This window comes from Falsiroseomonas sp. HW251 (assembly GCF_050563545.1).
In the GTDB taxonomy this organism is placed as follows: domain Bacteria; phylum Pseudomonadota; class Alphaproteobacteria; order Acetobacterales; family Acetobacteraceae; genus Falsiroseomonas.
This window is the reverse complement of the sequence record NZ_JBNXUM010000013.1, coordinates 101,362-114,074: the sequence shown is the minus strand read 5'-3', so window position 1 is coordinate 114,074 and position 12,713 is coordinate 101,362. Positions and strand designations below refer to the sequence as shown.

Genomic DNA, 12,713 nt, shown 5'->3' with positions numbered 1-12,713 from the left:
TCAGTCGCTCCAGTAGAGTCGCGTCGGGTTGTCCACCAGCACCTTGTGGCGAAGCGCCTCGTCCTCGATCGCTTCCGCCAGCAGGTCAACCAGGTCGCCGTCGTTCGGCATGTCGCCCGCGATGTTCGGATGCGGCCAGTCCGTGCCCCAGAGCAGCCGGTCCGGCGCCTGCGCCGCCAGGGCGCGGATGAAGGGCAGTGCGTCACGGAAGGGCGCCCCTGTGGAGGATATCCGCTCCGCGCCGCAGATCTTCACCCAGGCCAGCGGGTTGTTCATGAGTGCCTGCAGCTGCCTGAACGCCGGCTGGTCCACGCCGTCCTTCGCCTTCACCCGCGCCATGTGGTCGATGACAAACGGGATGGGGATCGCGGCGATCGTGTCCGCCATCGGCACGATGTCCTGCGCGTCGAGGTGCAGGACGACGTGCCAGCCCATTGGCTCGACCTGCGCTAGCACGCGCCGGAAGAATGCCATGTCCGGCATGCCGCCGAGGTGTTTCACGAAGTTGAAGCGCACGCCGCGGATGCCGCCGTCGTGCAGGCGCCGCAATTCCTGGTCGGTGACGCCGGGATCCACCACGCAGACCCCGCGCATGGTCCCGCCGGACCGCGCGATGCCGTCCAGCGTCACCGTCATGTCGCTGCCGTGGCAGGATGCGTGCACGATGACGGCGCGAGAGATGCCGAGGATGCCGTGCAGCTTCACTAGCGCCTCATAGGGCGCGTCAGGCGGCGTGTAGGCGCGGTCCAGCGAATACGGGAACACCGCGGCGGGGCCAAAGATGTGGCAGTGCGAATCGCAGGCGCCCGGCGGCGGCCGATACCGCGGGGTCTTTGTGTCGGGATCGGGCCCCTTGCAGGTCGGAATTGCGCGCGTGGTCATCCCTGTCGTTCAACCCCTGCCTTCTCGATCACCTCGGCCCAGCGCGCGGTGTCCGAGGTCAGAAGCTGCGCCGCCGCCTCGATGGTCCCGCCGCGCGGTTCGACGCCGACCTGGGTCAGCGCGTCCCGCAGTTCCGTCGTGCCCAACGCCTCGTTCACGGCGCGGTTGATCGCCGCGATGGCTTCCACCGGCGTGCCAGTGCGCGCGACCAGGCCGTTCCAGGACGCGACGTCGTAGTCCGGCACGCCCTGTTCCTGCAGCGTCGGCACGTTGGGCAGGTTTGCCGCGCGCTGCGCGGAGGTGACGGCCAGCACACGGATCGCGCCCGCCTGCACCTGGCCCCAGATCGGCCCGGTGATCTCGAAGGCCGCGTCCACGTCGCCGCGCAGCATCGCCGTCGTCAGTTGTGGCGTCGCGGGGAAGACCACCGTCTCCGCCCGGACATCCGCGCGGATCTTAAACAGCTCCGCCGAGAGGTTCTGCGTGCTGCCCACGCTGATCGAGCCGATGTTGAGCTTGCCCGGCTCTGCCTTCGCCCGCGCGACCAGCGCGCGGACGTCCTGGAAAGGCGAGTTCGGTGCGACGATCACCGCGATGGGGAAGGCGCCCATGGTGACGATCGGCGCGAAATCACGCAGCGGGTCGAAGGGCAGGTTGCGGAACAGGCTGCGGCTGATCGCGGTGCCGTTGGAAGACACGAGCAGCGTGTGCCCGTCCGCCGCCGCGCCCATCAGCTGCTGCCCCGCGACGATGCCGCCGGCGCCCGGCCGGTTGTCGATCACGACGGGCTGGCCGATCAGCGGCGCGATGCGGCCGCCGACCGCGCGCGCCGTCAGGTCCGCGACGCCGCCGGCCGCGAAGGGGCAGATCACGCGGATCGCCCGTTGGAAGACCTGGGCGCGCGCGCCCAGCGCGGGCAGGGCCAGCGCCGCGCCCAAGGCGACGCGGCGGGTGATCGGGGTCATGGTCGTCGTCTCCTCAATCCGCCTGGACATTGGCGCGGCGGATCAGCTCGCCCCAGCGCTGGCGCTCCGCCACGATCAGGTCGCGGAACCGCTCCGGCGTGCCGGGCGCGGGGTCGGCGCCTTCGGCTTCCAGCCGGGGACGCAGCCTGTCGCCGCGCAGGATGCGCGTGCTCTCCGCATTGATGCGGTCCACGATCGCACGCGGCGTGCCGGCCGGCGCGACCATTCCGTACCACTGCGTGGCGTCGAAGCCCGCCACGCCCTGCTCGGCGATCGTCGGGATCTCCGGCGCGCTCGACATGCGCTGCAGCGAAGAGACGCCAAGCGCCTTCAGCGTGCCCGCGCGCACCGGCGGCAGCGCCGGTGGGCCACCTGTCATGGTCAGGTCGATGCTGCCGGCGATCAGGTCCGTCATCATCGGCCCCGTGCCGCGATAGGGCACATGGGTCATGTCGATGCCGGTCGCGTCCATGAAGGCGACGGCGGCGATATGCGCGGCCGATCCGTTGCCGCCCGAGCCATAGGTCAGCGCGCCGGGCCGGCGCTTCGCCAGCGCGATGAACTCCTGCACATTGGCCGCCCCGACCTTGCGCGGATTGACCACCAGGATGTTCGGAACGATCGCCACCAGCACGATCGGCTGGAAGGACGTCACGGTGTCGAAGGAAAGGTTGCGGTAGAGCGAGGGGTTCACCGCCAGCGTGCCTATATGCCCCATCATCAGCGTGTAGCCATCGGGCGCGGCGCGGGCCACGACCTCCGACCCCAGCGTGCCGCCGGCGCCGCCGCGATTCTCCACGACGAAGGGCTGGCCGAGCGTGTCCTGCAGCTCGGCCGCCAGGGCGCGGGCCAGGATGTCGGTGGACCCGCCGGGTGTGAAGGGCACGATCACGCGCACCGGCCGGCTGGGCCAGCCATCCTGCGCCGCGGCGAGGCGCGGCGCAGCGAGCACCGTGCCGAGCAGCGCAAGCTGCCGTCGTCCCAGGGTCATGCCTGTCCTCCCGTTCTTCGTCGTCAGTCGATGCCGGCCGGCAAGCCGTCCCACACCTCATCCCGGCTCAGAGGCCGCGGCAGCAGTCCCTGTTCCACGCAATTCGCGACCGCGAGTTCGATCGCGGGCGTCAGTGCGGCGCGGCCGACGGGCAGGTCGGATCCTGCGACGGCCTCGCCGAACATCCGCACGATCGCGGCTACCGCCTCCGCGTACTTCGTCGCGACGTCGCGCGTGACGCAGACCAGGTGGTTCACCGGGACGAAGCCAAAGCGCGACAGGAAATCGCGCCCCGCCGCGGCGGGGTCGGGGAAGACGGTCGTCAGCGCGGGATCGTCCGGCAGGTCGTTGCCAAAGATCGCGGCGTCCACCTCGCCGGACTTCGCCATCGCCAGCAGCTCGGCGCCCTTCGGGGCGCGCTCCGTCCATGGCGGATCCTGGCATTCCAGGACATGCGCGCCTTCGAAGGTGATCCAGCGCACGCTGTCCGACGCCACGCCCTGCAGGCCAGAAAGGCTGCCGCGCAGCCACATCGCCGTGGTCTGGCTGTAGGACCGCACGCCGACGCGCCGGCCCACCAGGTCCCTCGGCCCTTTCACGGGACCGTTCACACGGCACAACAGCGCCGCTTCCTGGAAGCGCGCGGCGAGCGTGACGGGGAGCAGCACCAGCGGCTTGCCATGGGCCTTGGCGATCAGGAAGGTCGCGATCGCCATCTCGCTGACGTCGTAGCGCTGTTCGCGGACCATTGGCGCAAAGGCGCGGTTCGGCACGGGCAGGTCGGCGAAGTCCAGCGCGACCGCATCCGACGCAATCGCGCCATCCAGCAGCGCCGCGGTGTGGGGGTACCGGCCGATCGCCGCCGTCAGGCGCAGCGTCACGCGCCGACCTCGCGGAAGAAGCGGTCCACGATGGCGTTGAACTCCGCCGCGCGCTCGAAATGGCCGGAATGGCCGGCCTTCGGCAGCATCACGGACCGCGCGCCGGGAATGGCGGCGGCCATCGGCGCACCCGGCAGGTCGAGAATGATGTCCTCCTCGCCCGGCAGGAAGAGCACGGGCGTCCTCGCCGAGGCGAACTCCGCGGGGTTGCGCGTGCGCAGCGCCCACAGCTTCGCGCGCATGGCTTCTCGATCCAGCCCCTGGGTCAGGCCGGCGATGTGGTTGTAGAGGTGGTGCAGCGCGGGCTGCTCCTGCGCCATGCGCTTGCCGGCCGCAGGGTTGATGCCGCGCGCCAGCAGCGCGGCGCGGCGCGTCTCGTGGTCGTTGGACGGGTGGGCGCCGGTCAGCTGGCGCGGATCGAGCGTGCCGGTCGTCGCGGCCAGCACCAGCGCCTTCACGCGGCCCGGCCGCATCAGTGCGTATTCGACGCCGGACCAGCCGCCCATGGACTGGGCGACGAAGCGGATGTCGCCGAGCTGCAGCCCATCCACCAGCGCCGCCACGTCGTCGGCGAAGAGCGTGGGGTCCGGCCCGTCCGCCGGCGCGGTGGAGGGGAAGAAGCCGCGATGGGAATAGGCGACGCAGGTGTAGCGGGTGGCGAAATGAGCGACCTGTTGCCACCAGGACATCAGCCCGCCGCCGAGCCCATGCGCGAAGACGATGACGGGGCCTTCGCCCGTGATCTCATAGGCGATGCGGCAGTCCGGGCGTTCGATGAAGCCTGCGCTGCGGCGGGGCGCCCGGTAGCTCATGCCAGCTGGTCCACGACATGCGGAAAGACCGCCTGGTAGCCCTCGCCGTACCTGATGGCCTTCTCGGAATTGCGCGCGGCCTGCGCGCCGCGCTGTAGCGCCACGCGGGTGTAGTACTCCCACAAATGCTCCTGGCCGGCCATGCACTCTATCGCTGCGCGCTTCTTCTCCCACACCGCATCGATACCGAGCAGCACGTCGGGTTTCCAGTTGCACTGCTCGGGCTGGTGCGGCTCGAACAGGAAGAAGGGCGGCGCGCCAAGCACCTTCTGGTGGGGGTTGTGGCCATGCGCCTGCGCCGTGATGCGCGCATTCTGCGCCCAGGCCGTCACTGACGGGTGGTCGTGGTTGTAGATGTCCTCCTTCGAATGGCTGAGGACGAACTTCGGGTGGATCGCGCGGTAGACGTCCACCAGGCGGAAGAAGGCCTCCTGCGTCAGGCCAATGGGATAATCGCCGAGGTCCCAGAACTGGATGTCATGCACGCCGAGAACCTGGGCGGCCTGCTTCGCTTCCTTCTCGCGTTCGGCCTTCACGCGCTCCAGCGTCATGCCCGGCAGCTTCCAGAGCTTGGCGCTCTCGCCCCGCTCGCCGTAGGACAGGCAGATGACGGTCACTTCCCATCCGCGCGAGGCGTGCAGCGCGATGGCGCCGCCGGCCCGCCAGACGAAATCGGCGGAATGGGCGCTGACGACGAGGGCGGTGTCGGGCATGGGGCTGGCTCCTCACTTCTGCGGATCGGTCTCACGCTGCCGGCCTGAAGCGGGCCGCCCGCGATCCGATCCGATGGCGGCGGGCACGCTCCGCCCTGTCGTCCTGGCCGCCGGGTTCTAGGCCGAGGGCGGTCCGCGTGTCCTATCGCATCTTCCGGCGGAGCTATCAGCCCCCGGCATAGCCGCCAAGACCGTCAGGGCAGGCGCTTCGCCATGAAGACCCGGTCGAAGCCGTCCTCCGTCCGGCGGGCGGTTTCGACGAAGCCGAGCCGGGCATAGAGGGCGATGTTGGATTCCATGCGCTGGTGGGTGAGCAGCCGGATCTCGGCCAGGCCGCGCCGGCGCGCCTCCGCCTCGGCGAAGTCCAGCAGCGCGCGGCCGAGTCCCTGGCCCTTCCAGGCAGGATCCACCGCGACATTGTCGAGCCAGAGATGGCCGGGCCCGTCCTGCAGCACGACGGCCCCGGCGATCACGCCTCCGCTCTCGAGCACGAAGGCCTCGCCGGCGGCCACGTGCGCGGCATAGTCGTCGTCCATCGGCGCGGGGCGGCGCCCGATCACGGCGAGCCAGGGCGCATAGGCCCGCTGCACCAGAGCGGCGACGGCCTCGGCCTCAGCCGCAACGGCGCGGCGGATCGCGCCTGTCAGGGCGCGCTCTCCGCGAGCCAGGCCATCGCCGCGTCCACGCCGCCAGGCGTGTGCGGCACGCCTTCCAGCCGCAGCCCGATCTCGGTCGCGGCCAGCGTGCCGAGGATCATCGGCTCGTTCAGGTCGCCGAGGTGGCCGATGCGGAATACCTTCCCGCCGAGCCGCCCGAGGCCGCCGCCCAGCGCGACGTTCATGGTGGCCACGCGGCGCCGGAGCTTCTCCGCATCGAAGCCCTCCGGCACCAGGATCGAGGTCACGGAATCCGAGACGCGTTCGGGCGAGAGGCAGAAAAGCTGCGGGCCATTGTTGCCGGACCAGTGCCGCACGCAGCGGCGCACCGCCTCGGCCAGGCGCGCGTGGCGCGCGATGACGTCGTCGAGCCCCTCTTCCTCGATCAGGCGGAGCGCTTCCTGCAGGCCGTAGAAGAGCGCGATCGGGACCGTGCCGATGAAGGATCGGTGGCGGCGCTGCAGCATGGTGGTCCAGCCGAAATAGTGCTTCGGCAGCCTGGACTTCGCATGTGCGGCCAGGCCCTTTTCCGACACCGCGGTGAAGCTGAAGCCGACGGGCAGCATCAGGCCCTTCTGGCTGCCGCCGACCGCGGCATCCACGCCCCATTCATCGTGCCGGTAGTCCAGCGAGCCCAGCGAGGAGATCGTGTCCACCAGGAACAGCGCGGGATGCCCGGTCTCGTCCAGCAGCGCGCGGATGCGCGGCAGGTCGAGCGTCATGCCGGTGGAGGTCTCGTTGTGCACGGCGCAAACCGCCTTGACGGCATGCGCGGCATCGTCGGCCAGCGCGGCGCGCAGCGCGCCGTAGTCCGCGCCGCGGCGCCAATCGGCCGCCAGCGTCTGCACCTCGATCCCGAGATCGGCCGCCATCTTCCCCCAGCTTTCGGAGAAGTGCCCGGTCTCGATCACCAGGATGCGGTCGCCCGGCGACAGCAGGTTGGTCAGCGTCGCTTCCCAGGCCGCATGCCCCGAGCCCGTGTACATGAAGAGATGCTGCTTCGTGCGCAGCACGCGCTTCAGACCATCGATGCAGGCGTCGTAGACCGCAAGGAAGTCCGGCCCGTTGAAGTCCACGGTGTGGTGGGTAACGGCGTGCTGGATGCTGTCCGGGATGTTGGTCGGGCCCGGATTGGCGAAGAAATGGCGGCCACGCGGCTTCATCGGGAGAATCCTGGACGTTTCGTCTGTTCTCTCATCAAGCGCCAAGTCAGTCCACCTTCACGTTGGCGGCCTGCACGACGCGGCGCCACTTCTCGGTCTCGCTCACGATGAAGGCCGTGAAAGCGCGGTGACCCAGGAAGGTCGGCGTGAAGGCCTGGTCGGCCAGACGCGCCCGAAAGTCCGGCTGGTCCAGCACCTTCGCGACTTCCTGCTCGATGCGGGTCACGATCGGCTCGGGCAGGCCGCGGGGGCCGAGCAGGCTGATCCAGCCCACGGATTCATAGCCCGCCACACCCTGTTCAGCGATCGTCGGCACATCGGGGAAGAAGGGGGAGCGCTGGGCGGAGGTGACGCCGATCGCGCGCACGCGGCCCTGCCGCACGACCTCCGTCACCGCGGCCAGCGTGTCCGACATTAGCGGCACCTGGCCCGCGATCAGGTCGGCCAGCGCAGGGCCCGATCCGCGATAGGGCACATGCGTCAGCTGCGTGCCCGTCATCGTCGCGAAGAGCTCCATGTTCAGGTGCTGCGTCGTGCCATTGCCGGAGGAGGCGTAGAAGATCCCGCCAGGATTCGCCTTGGCGCGCGCGACAAGGTCCTGGATGGACCGAACGGGGAAGTCGTTGTTCACGACGAAAAGCTGCGGGACGGAAGCGATCAGGCAGATCGGCGTGAGGTCGCGCGTGGAATCGTAGCCGAGGCGCGGAAACAGGCTCGGCGCGATGGTGGTCGGGCCGCTGCCGCCCATGACGATCGTGCTGCCGTCGGCGGGCTGCGTGACCGTGTACTCCATGCCCACCGTGCCGCCGGCGCCGGCGCGGTTCTCCACCACGACGGGCTGGCCGAGCAGCGGCTGCAGGCGCTCCGCCAGCAGGCGCATCAGGATGTCGCTGCCCTGGCCCGGCGGGAAGGGCATGACGATGCGCAAGGGCCGCGTGGGCGTCCAGCCTTGCGCCAGCGCAGGCAGCGCGAGCGTCGAAAGCCCCGCGGCCAGGATCGTGCGGCGTGAGGTCATCGCATCGGGCTCCAGCTCTGCTCCAGCAGCCGCAGCCAGTTGCCGCCGAGCAGCTTGAGGATCGTCTCGTCCGCCCACCCCCGCCGTATCATCGCGGCGGTGATGTTCGGGATGTCGTGGATGCGCTGGATGCCGCGCGGCTTGCTGATCTTCGCCGTCGCGAATTCCGTCAGGCTGCGGGCGTAGCCTTTGTCGCGGCTGGCATAGACCTGATACGGACCGGGCCGCGCGTGATCCAGGCTGAAGTCGCATCCGAGCCCGACATGGTCCTCGCCCACCAGCGCGATCACATGCGCAATGGCGTCGAGATAGTCCTCCACGCTTGCGTCGTTGCCCGCCCGCAGCCCCGGGGCAAAAAGGCTGATGCCGATGATGCCGCCGCGATCCGCGCAGGCCCTGAGCAGCGCGTCGGTCTTGTTGCGCGGCACGTCGTGCAGCGCGCGCGGCAGGACGTGGGAGATGCACACCGGCCGCCTCGACCAGGCGACGACGTCGAAGCTCGTCTTCTCCCCGACATGCGACAGGTCGACCAGGACGCCGACGCGATTCATCTCGTGCACGACCTCGCGCCCGAAGCCGGTCAGGCCGGAATCCGTCAGTTCGAGGTAGCCCGCGCCCGAATAGTTCTGCGTGTTGTAGGTCAGCTGCATGATGTTCACGCCGAGCTCCTTGAAGAGCCCGATGTCTTGCAGCCGGTCCTCGATCGGCGAGGTGTTCTGCCAGCCGATGCTGATCCCCGTGCGGCCTTCCGCCTTGGCGGCGTGGATGTCGGCTACCGTCTTCACGGGTCGCAGCAGGTCCTCGTTCTCCTCCAGCATCCGCTTCCACTGCGCGACGTTGTCGAGGCCCCCGCGCAAATCCTCCCACAGCACCGAGGCGCAGTTGACCGCGGTGACGCCGCCGGCGCGCATCTCTTCAAAGATCTTGCGGCTCCAGTTGCAGGTACTGAGGCCGTCGAAGACCACCGCGCGCGCATGCAGCACGGCGGCGCGTGCCATGATCGCGGGGTCCTCATGCGCCAGCATCATGCGGCCGCCTTCGCCAGCGCGCGGTCCACGAAATCCAGCCGGTCCTGGCCCCAGAACAGCTCGTCCTTCACGACGTAGGTCGGCGTCCCGAAGATGCCGCGCCGCTCGGCCTCCGCCAGGTTCGCGTGCCACTGCGCGACGTGCCGCGGCAGGGCGGGGTCGCGCACCAGCGCGGCGCCCTCCTCGCCGACCGTGGCGCGGGCGAGTTCCTTTAGCGTCTCGACATCCGCGATGTCGCGTTCCTCTGCCCAGAGCGCGCGCTGCACGGCGAAGGTATAGGCCTGCGCATCCAGCCCGGCTTCCTGTACGGCGATGACGGATTGCGCCGCCGTCTCGATCGTGCGGCAGGGGTAGAAGCGCGGCGTGAGATTCAAGGGCATGCCGAGATGCTCGCGCCAGCGCGCGAGTTCCAGCGCGTGGTAGTGCTGCCGCGGTTGCGCGCGCGTCCGCAGCGGGATGCCGCCATTGGCCTCGATCACGCGGATCGGGCGCAACACGACGCGTGCGCCGTGCCTCGCCGCGATCTCCCGCACGCGCGGCGCGCCGAAATAGGCCCATGGCGAGGAGATCCCGTAGAACACCAGAAGCTCAGGCGGCTGCGTCATTGTCCAATCCTATGGGCCCCTCCCAGGGCCTCCATTCGTCGCCGAGCAGTTCGGGCGTCGCATAGGCGTCGAAGGCCGCCGCGATCTTCGCGCGGTCCTCGACGAAGAGGCTGCGCGCCATCGCTTCCGCCAGGCGACGTGGGCCGTCGCTGACCGAGGGGATGCCGCTGGTCAGCTTGCCGTGCGACAGCACCGCGGGAAAGGTGAAGCAGGCGAGACGCTCCAGGCCAGGGCACGCCCCCGGCGTCCGCTGCTGGAACTCGAAGCCCGCGCCGAGATCGGGCGAGGCCGCGAGGCCCGGATCCTCCTCGCCCGGCGGCGGCGTGTAGCTGTCTGCCCATGTCCTGATGTGCGGCGCGATCAGCGCGAGCTCGGGCCGCGTCTCCGGCGCAATGGCGAAGCCGGTGGCGAGGATCAGGAAGTCGAACCGATCCACGCTTCGCGGTGTCGTCACGCGCAGCGCGCCGGCTTCCTCCCGCGCGTCCAGAATCGGGCTCGAGAAATGGAAGCGCGCATTGGTGTACCGCGACACCCGCAGCACGGATTGCCGCGGCGCCGGCAGTTGCGCGGCATTCGCGATGCGGAAGAAGCGCCACTTGTCCTCTTGCGGCAGCGCCATGAAGCCATGCGCCATGCCCTTGCTGCCGATGCCGGTGAACTTGTCGACGCGCGGCATCTCCACGCGGCGGATCAGCAGGTCGACGGACGCCGCGCCCGCTTCCAGCGCGCAGGCCGCGTTGTCCATCGCGGAGGCGCCTGCACCGATGACTGCGACGCGCTTGCCGCGCAGCGCGTCCATGTCGATGGGCTCGGACGAATGCGCCCAGAAGCGGCGCGGCAGGCGCGCGACCACTTCGGGAACCGCGGGCCCGCCCAACCCGTCGATGCCGGTCGCGAGGATCACGCGACGCGCGCGAAAGGTGCCATGCGCAGCGGTCTCGACCTCGACTGGCGCGTCGCCGCACGGCCGGATCAGCGTGACCTCCACGCCGTTCGTCACGGGCAGGTCCAGCACGCGGCGATACCAGACCATGTAGTCCATCCACATCGCGCGCGGGATGCGCTCCATCGCGTCCCATTCGGCGCGGCCGAACTGCGCCTCGAACCAGGCGCGAAACGTCAGCGAGGGCACACCGAGCGCCGGCCCCGCGACCTCCTTCGCGGTGCGCAGCGTGCGCATGCGCGCGGTGGTGACCCATGGTCCCTCGGTGCCGGCCGGCGCGCGGTCGAGGATGGCGAGGCGCGTGATGCCGAGGAAGCGCGCCGCGGCCGCCGCGACGAGGCCGTTGAGGCCGGCGCCGATCACGAGGACGTCGTGGACGCCGGGCTCGCCTTCGGGGACCCAGGGTTTCGGCGGAAGGTTGAGGAGGAGGAGATCGTTGCGGAGCCTCGCCTCCAGCGCGGGGAGGCCGATGGCGTCCTCGGGCGGGGCGGGGGGCGTCATGAGGGGTAGGCTAGGCGCGGTGCTGCGGTGCGGGAAGGGGCCGTGGGTGAGGGCCCCCCCTCCCTGCCTCCCCCGCAACCGCGGGGGAGGAGAAGCAGGGAGAGCGGGGTCGCTAGACCGCCGTGCCGCCGATGGTCAGGCCGGTCATCTTCAGCGTCGGCTGGCCGACCCCGACCGGCACGCCCTGGCCCTGCTTGCCGCAGGTGCCGATGCCGGGGTCGAGGCCCATGTCATTGCCGACCATCGCGACCTTGGTCAGCGCGTCCGGTCCGTTGCCGATCAGCGTCGCCCCCTTCACCGCCGCGCCGAGCTTGCCGTCCTCGATCAGGTAGGCCTCGGAGGCGCTGAACACGAATTTTCCCGAGACGATGTCCACCTGGCCGCCCCCGAAATTCACGGCGTAGATGCCGCGCTTCACGCTGGAGATGACCTCCTTCGGGTCATGCGCGCCGCCCAGCATCACGGTGTTGGTCATGCGCGGCATGGGGATATGCGCGTGGCTCTGCCGGCGGCCGTTGCCGGTCGGCGCGACGCCCATCAGCCGCGCATTCTGCCGGTCCTGCAGGTAGCCCACCAGGATGCCGTCCTCGATCAGCGTGGTGCGGCCTGAGGGCGTGCCCTCGTCGTCCACGGTCAGAGATCCGCGGCGGTCCGGAATGGTGCCGTCATCCACCACCGTCACGCCGGGGGCGGCGATGCGCTGGCCGAGCAGGCCGGAAAACGCGCTGGTCTTCTTGCGGTTGAAGTCGCCCTCCAGCCCGTGGCCGATCGCCTCGTGCAGCAGGATCCCCGGCCAGCCCGGGCCGAGCACGACCTCCATCTCGCCCGCCGGCGCCGGCACGCTGTCGAGGTTCACCACGGCCTGGCGCAGCGCCTCGTCCACCGCGGCCTTCCAGCTCGCCTCGTTCAGCACGCGGTCATAGGCGAAGCGCCCGCCGGTGCCGAAGCTCCCGGTCTCGCGGCGGCCGTTCGATTCCACCACGACCGAGACGTTCATCCGCACCAGCGGCCGCAGGTCGCCGACGCGCCGGCCGTCGGGGCGCAGGATCTGCACGGCCTGCCATTCGCCGGTGATGGACGCCATCACCTGCTTCACGCGGCTGTCCTTCGCGCGGGCATAGGCGTCGATCTCCTGCAGCAGCGCGGTCTTGGCCGCGAAATCCATCTGCGAAAGCGGGTTCAGCTCGGAATAGAGCTGCAGGTTGGTCGCGCGCGGCGCGACGTCGAGCGTGCCGGAATGGCCGGCCGCGACCGCCTTCACCGTCTCCGCCGCGCGCGCCAGCGCGGCCTCGCTGATCTCCGCGGCATGAGCATAGCCCGCGGCCTCGCCGGCCACACTGCGCAGGCCGAAGCCGCGCGTGGCGTCGAAGCTGGCGGAACGGATGCGCCCGTCCTCCAGGCTGATCGCCTCGCTCTCGCGATGTTCCAGGAACAGCTCGCCATCCTCCCCGCCCGCGGTCGCCTGGGCGACCAGGCGCTCGGCCGCGTCGCGGTCGAGGGAGGAGAAGAACAGCGTGTCGGTGGCGGCCAGCGCGTCGGTCATGAAAGTCCCCGGATG

The 12,713-nt window shown here is 70.2% G+C and carries 13 protein-coding genes; all 13 read right to left on the bottom strand.

What is annotated here, in order from left to right; genetic code table 11:
• The 13 genes from ACLF3M_RS17115 to tldD all read right to left on the bottom strand — a co-directional run bounded on the left by ACLF3M_RS17115 (nt 1) and on the right by tldD (nt 12,698).
• The gene (locus tag ACLF3M_RS17115) at nt 1–882 is read right to left on the bottom strand and encodes an amidohydrolase family protein (protein ID WP_430658169.1); all 882 of its coding nucleotides are present in this window, start codon (nt 880–882) and stop codon (nt 1–3) included.
• The gene (locus ACLF3M_RS17110; protein WP_430658168.1) at nt 879–1,847 is read right to left on the bottom strand and encodes a Bug family tripartite tricarboxylate transporter substrate binding protein; all 969 of its coding nucleotides are present in this window, start codon (nt 1,845–1,847) and stop codon (nt 879–881) included. The genes ACLF3M_RS17115 and ACLF3M_RS17110 overlap by 4 nt, the downstream gene beginning before the upstream one ends.
• A gap of 13 nt (nt 1,848–1,860) precedes the next feature.
• Nucleotides 1,861–2,838 (bottom strand): Bug family tripartite tricarboxylate transporter substrate binding protein, encoded by a 978-nt coding sequence (locus ACLF3M_RS17105; protein WP_430658167.1) that lies wholly within the window; start codon nt 2,836–2,838, stop codon nt 1,861–1,863.
• A 23-nt stretch (nt 2,839–2,861) separates the two neighbouring features.
• A complete protein-coding gene (locus tag ACLF3M_RS17100; protein WP_430658166.1) occupies nt 2,862–3,719 on the bottom strand; it encodes an ABC transporter substrate-binding protein in 858 nt (285 codons plus the stop codon).
• Nucleotides 3,716–4,531: an alpha/beta fold hydrolase gene (locus ACLF3M_RS17095; protein WP_430658165.1), complete on the bottom strand. Its 816-nt coding sequence runs from the start codon at nt 4,529–4,531 to the stop codon at nt 3,716–3,718. The genes ACLF3M_RS17100 and ACLF3M_RS17095 overlap by 4 nt, the downstream gene beginning before the upstream one ends.
• Nucleotides 4,528–5,244: a PIG-L deacetylase family protein gene (locus ACLF3M_RS17090; RefSeq protein ID WP_430658164.1), complete on the bottom strand. Its 717-nt coding sequence runs from the start codon at nt 5,242–5,244 to the stop codon at nt 4,528–4,530. Before ACLF3M_RS17090 ends, ACLF3M_RS17095 begins: the two co-directional genes overlap by 4 nt.
• Before the next feature lie 194 nt (nt 5,245–5,438).
• Nucleotides 5,439–5,834, bottom strand: a complete 396-nt coding sequence (locus ACLF3M_RS17085) for a GNAT family N-acetyltransferase (protein WP_430658163.1) — start codon at nt 5,832–5,834, stop codon at nt 5,439–5,441.
• 53 nt (nt 5,835–5,887) lie between these two features.
• A complete protein-coding gene (locus ACLF3M_RS17080; protein ID WP_430658162.1) occupies nt 5,888–7,063 on the bottom strand; it encodes a pyridoxal-phosphate-dependent aminotransferase family protein in 1,176 nt (391 codons plus the stop codon).
• A 46-nt stretch (nt 7,064–7,109) separates the two neighbouring features.
• Complete coding sequence (locus tag ACLF3M_RS17075) at nt 7,110–8,078, bottom strand: Bug family tripartite tricarboxylate transporter substrate binding protein (RefSeq protein WP_430658161.1); 969 nt, start codon at nt 8,076–8,078, stop codon at nt 7,110–7,112.
• Complete coding sequence (locus ACLF3M_RS17070) at nt 8,075–9,106, bottom strand: dipeptidase (RefSeq protein WP_430658160.1); 1,032 nt, start codon at nt 9,104–9,106, stop codon at nt 8,075–8,077. The genes ACLF3M_RS17075 and ACLF3M_RS17070 overlap by 4 nt, the downstream gene beginning before the upstream one ends.
• Nucleotides 9,103–9,711, bottom strand: a complete 609-nt coding sequence (locus tag ACLF3M_RS17065) for a 2-hydroxychromene-2-carboxylate isomerase (RefSeq protein WP_430658159.1) — start codon at nt 9,709–9,711, stop codon at nt 9,103–9,105. The genes ACLF3M_RS17070 and ACLF3M_RS17065 overlap by 4 nt, the downstream gene beginning before the upstream one ends.
• Nucleotides 9,695–11,155 (bottom strand): NAD(P)-binding domain-containing protein, encoded by a 1,461-nt coding sequence (locus tag ACLF3M_RS17060; RefSeq protein WP_430658158.1) that lies wholly within the window; start codon nt 11,153–11,155, stop codon nt 9,695–9,697. The genes ACLF3M_RS17065 and ACLF3M_RS17060 overlap by 17 nt, the downstream gene beginning before the upstream one ends.
• Before the next feature lie 112 nt (nt 11,156–11,267).
• Nucleotides 11,268–12,698, bottom strand: a complete 1,431-nt coding sequence (tldD, locus tag ACLF3M_RS17055; RefSeq protein WP_430658157.1) for a metalloprotease TldD — start codon at nt 12,696–12,698, stop codon at nt 11,268–11,270.
• Between the last annotated feature and the right edge of the window lie 15 nt (nt 12,699–12,713).